The following is a 3,608-nucleotide window of genomic DNA, read 5'->3' as shown; positions in this document are numbered from 1 at the left end:
TACCGTGCCCCTGGCTGCGTAGTTGGCAAACAGCCTCACCAAAAAGCGCTTGTTCAAATCGGCGTTCTGCTGTGACCAGGCGTCGCGGGCAGCAGCGAGCACGGCGATGGCCCCCCTGCCCTCGGCGGCAACAAGCTCTTCGGCCATGCTCTGCTCATAGGGGTCGTCAAAGCGGCCAAAACTGCAGGTGGCGGCGATCCACAAGCCGAACTTCTGCCCATTCTGGATCTTGGGAAAATCGACTGGCAAGTTGAGCACCCGTTCGTGCGTCCACAACTCCGGGTTGCCGTGACCCACGAAGTTAATGAGCAGGCTGCCCCTGTTGATCTGATCCAGCAGAGCTTGGTTCGCAGCAGGTTTGATCACCCCGGAGATTGCGGGGCTGCGCACGGCCGGGTACTCCACCAAGTAGACCTTGTTCACGTCGAACGACTTGGGTATGGCCTCCTCGGCGAGGGATTCCGCCTGCTGGGTGTGCATCAGCTCGTTTCCCGCTCCGCCGAGCACGAGCTCATCGTCGCCCACCATGGTCACGCTGTTCCGCCAGTCGCCGTAGAGGGGGTTGGTCTCATAGGCAATGACCTTGTTCACCATCTCCTGGGCTTCTGCTGGTGACCGCGCCGTCAAACGACCGATGGCCAGGTCCGGCTGCTCGTCGTTGCCCGAGACGTAGGTAAACCAGTCGTCCGAGGTAATGGAGTGGTCCTTAACGGTGTGGCTGTTCTCATACGGCGGAATCCAGTTTGCGTCCGCCTGGGTGATGAGGTTGCGGTGGTCATAGTCGCCGTCCCCGAGGAGCAAGACGTGGGTGGGCGCTTGTGCCCAGTTGTGGTAGGCATACCGCAAAAAGTCCCGGATGGCGGTAGGGTCGGGCAGGCCCCATGAGAACTCATCGAAGACGTCGCTGATGCGCACCACCTGGGTGGTCATCCGCGCCGCCGCGTTCCACGTCTCGCGCAGGCTCTTGAGCTGCATGGCCTGCTGGTAAAAGTCATCGTGGGTGATAATCACGAATTCAGCGCCATTCTGCGGGTCGCGGAGGTTGGAGACTGCGTCCTCGCGGATGGAAACCGGCGTCCGTACCGCTGACGTGGCAAACACGAAGTAGCGTCTGCCGTCGGGCATGCGTGCCGAATCGGCAAAGGTGACGGTGCCAGCACTCACGCTCAGCGGTTCGATGCGCCGGACGTTCCAAAAGTCCGACACATCCAGCACCACGACCTCGCCCTGACCAAAACCCCGCACCGCAAACCGCTGGACTTCCTCTCCTGGCGGCGCATAGATGAGGAGTTGGTCATTCACCGCCACCAGTGAGCGTGGATAGTGGATCTCGAACCAGTCTAGATACCCCTGGGCGATGGCTGTTGCCCCGGTAAGGCGCACAGCGATCGCATTGCTCCCGCTGACCAGCTTCCCGTTGCTGGTCACCCCCCACTGCGTGATGCGCACTGTCTCTTTCACGAAATTGGTCAGGCTGGTGCTGCCAAGGGACACGCCATTGGCCGTAAAGGTGAAAGTGTGTTGGCCCACGGAAGCAGCCACCACATTAAACACAAACCGGGCCGTGTCCTCTGCCACCGCGTTGGGGAGTTCGACCTTGTACGTGCGCGTGTCGCCGTGAGTCAGCAGGGCGCCGAACCAGAGGAGGCCGCTGCCGAAGGGGTTGTGGAGGTCCTGTTCGAGGAAAAAGTGGTCGGTGAACTTCGTGACCTCGTGAGCGCCCACGGCAGAAGGCGAGGGAACGCTTGCCACCCTCTTACCAGCAACGCCCTGGCCCCAGGTGAGCCAATAGACATTCTCCTGGGTGTAGCGGTTGATGTAGTGACTCCAGTCCCCCGAAGTGGCATCATAGGTCCAGCCCTGCACCCCTTTGCCGTAGAAGAGTAGGTAGTCATTGCTATCAAATCGATTGTCGCCGCCGTCGAAGACGAGGATCGGGGTTTCGATGAGGCTGTCCGGACGGGGAGCCGTGAGGGCCTGAGGGAGTTCTTTGCCTCCGTTGTTGAACAAGCGCAAGGTCTTCGGGTCAATGCTGGCCAGGTTCACGCCAGCCGCCGCCAGCCGTGCCCCATCAATGCGGTAGACACCATCCTCCCGAACGACGATCTTGTACCAAGGGCCGTCAGCTGCACGTCTGCGCAGTGCAGCCGTGCGCCGCTCACGTGCCTTTCGCCACGCCCGTGCCTGCTCATAGTTGACCAGAAGTTCCCGATAGAGGTCCTCTTCCCGCGGCTGGGCCACGCTGGAACCTCGGGCCTCCTGCAGATCGCCCTGAAAGCGCAGCCGCACCGAGATGCGGTCGTAGCGTCTGATCCGCTGTGCGGCATGCAAATACTGCACGGGCACCAAGGTGACCTTGACCACGCGCTGCTGCCGAACCATAGCCGGATTCGAGACGACAACCGGGGAAGACGGCCACACTTCGGCTGCGGCGTAGATAGCACTGTCGGGCGCAAAGTGCTCTTGTAGCAACCCTTCCTCGTCGCGGCGGAGGTAAGGCCGCGGCAGTAGTTCTCCACACGGCAGTTCTTCGTAGCGCGCCTCTGTCACGCTGGCGGTGACCTCCCCGGTGAGCGGAATGCCTACCACGAAGGCGCGCGCCGGCAGTTGCGGTGCTCCCTCCTCGCCCACCGGCTGGGCATCGCGAAAAGAGATGACTGTGTATTCCTTTCGGTCTTTTACCACTTTCGACATGGACCATTCGCGCGGCGAGAAGGTGAGAGTGAGGCCGTCGGGATGAGTCACAACGAGCACGTCGCGATCCGAGCCATCCTCCGCCGTCAGTGGCGGGCGGTCGTGCAGGGCGAGCATCAGGCAGAGCAAAGCCCCCAGCACAAGGGGATAATGTCGGCTCGTTTTCTGCACCTTCACCCCCGGCTCAGTTGGCAGTCCATACATCGTGCAAGGGCGGCGCGGCAAAGCTCACCACCTCGGGTCCGCCCCTGCCTGCACGCGCAAAGCGCCGGTCGTAGGCCCGAATCAGGAGAAAACTCACACCGAGGCTGACAAAGGCAGCGATGATCCCCCGCGCCTCGGCGTTGATGAAGCGAGGCCACGGAGTTAAGCGACCGAGGACATAGCCCACAAGGAAGAGAACCAGTGGAAAGATGAAGACCAGGAACGAGTGGCCCACCACGACCTTCGGGCTCACCTCGACTTCCACCATGTCGCCAACCGCCGCGCCAATGGTGTTGCGCGCCTCCATCAGACCGCTGCCCTCGCCCAGAGCCTGGCACACCCGGCATTCCCCGCACTTGTCGCCGCGTACCACCTTCACCTGGGCAAACTCGCCAGCGACGGCCACCACTTGTCCACATTCACGCATCTGCGTTTCTCTCTTCTCGAAAAGCTGGCTTCCCCGCTCGTTTGGCTGTGCTACCTGGTAGTCTTCCGCACAAAGTATTCGTGGATGCGCGTGTCCTCGGTCAACTCGGGATGAAAGCTCGCCGCCAGGATGTTCCCTTGCTCAGCCATGACCACGTCGTCGCCATGCCAGGCCAGGGGCCGCACGCCTTCGCCGAGGCCGATAATCTTCGGCGCGCGGATAAAGACCCCTTCGTAATCGAAAAGCCCCTCTCCGAGATCTACCTTGACGGTATCGATGAACG

General features: G+C 61.7%; 3 protein-coding genes. All 3 read right to left on the bottom strand.

The genetic code is table 11. The features are described 5' to 3' along the window. Positions 1–2,871 (bottom strand): type IX secretion system sortase PorU (porU, locus tag H5U38_16280; GenBank protein MBC7188583.1); only part of this gene is annotated, 2,871 nt, incomplete at its 3' end. Between the two features lie 7 nt (positions 2,872–2,878). Next, positions 2,879–3,325, bottom strand: a complete 447-nt coding sequence (locus tag H5U38_16275; protein MBC7188582.1) for a SoxR reducing system RseC family protein — start codon at positions 3,323–3,325, stop codon at positions 2,879–2,881. 50 nt (positions 3,326–3,375) lie between these two features. After that, a partial coding sequence (locus H5U38_16270; protein MBC7188581.1) for a hypothetical protein occupies positions 3,376–3,608 on the bottom strand: 233 nt, incomplete at its 5' end.

The organism is Calditrichota bacterium (assembly GCA_014359355.1).
Lineage (GTDB): Bacteria > Zhuqueibacterota > Zhuqueibacteria > JANLFK01 > Oleimicrobiaceae > Oleimicrobium.
This window is presented reverse-complemented; position numbering and strand designations above follow the sequence as displayed.